The sequence below is a fragment of the Chromohalobacter sp. HP20-39 genome (assembly GCF_033052815.1).
Classification (GTDB): Bacteria; Pseudomonadota; Gammaproteobacteria; order Pseudomonadales; family Halomonadaceae; genus Chromohalobacter.
Map to the genome: position 1 here is coordinate 1 of NZ_JAWHTP010000058.1, position 700 is coordinate 700.

A 700-nucleotide genomic window follows, 5' to 3' on the forward strand; every position below is an offset into this window, starting at 1 on the left:
GCCGCCGCGTGGTCAAGCCCATGCGATACCAGTGTCGGCCGGCCGGCAAGCCGGCGTTCTACGACACCAAGTACCCGAGCACGTACAACGCCAGGATGGACAATTTGCGGGGATTTTGGAAGGGGCAATACGGCCACACGCACGGCGTGGTGCTGGTCGATGCGTTCTACGAGAACGTGGCCGGGCCGGAGGGAAAGAACATCGTGCTGGAGTTCCGGCCGGATCCGCCGCAGACGATGCTGGTGGCTTGCGTGTGGTCGCACTGGCGCGCGACGAAGCCGGGTGAACAGGATCTACTGTCGTTCGCGATTATCACCACGGACCCGCCGCCGGCGATTTCAGAGGCTGGCCATGACCGCTGTCCGGTGCCAATCAAGCCAGAAGACCTCGATGCGTGGCTCAACCCAGACCCGAACGACCTCGACGCGATGGACGAGATCCTGCGCTACAACGGGATGCCGCGCTTCGTGCACAGCGTCGCTGGCTGACGGCTACTGGCAAGCGGCCAAAGCCGCGCGCAAACGCGCCTCGTACCCCTTTCGCAACTCGACCTCAGCCAGCGCGGCCTTGTAGAAATCGAAGTCACTGGCCGACGAAGGCACCGCGGCGAGCGGCCACGCCGGCACGGGGACGTCCGGCGCCTTGCATGGCACGGGAACCGGCACTTTCACCTCCACGGGCTTCTCAATGACCTGCGGCG

General features: G+C 65.1%; 2 protein-coding genes. One reads left to right on the forward strand and one right to left on the reverse strand.

The annotated features are described in order from the left end of the window. Nucleotides 1-488: SOS response-associated peptidase family protein (locus RVY79_RS16845; RefSeq protein WP_317465621.1), on the forward strand; the 488-nt coding region annotated here is incomplete at its 5' end. A gap of 3 nt (nt 489-491) precedes the next feature. On the opposite strand, the gene RVY79_RS16850 is transcribed toward RVY79_RS16845, so the two are convergent. After that, nucleotides 492-700 (reverse strand): hypothetical protein (locus RVY79_RS16850; protein WP_317465622.1); only part of this gene is annotated, 209 nt, incomplete at its 5' end.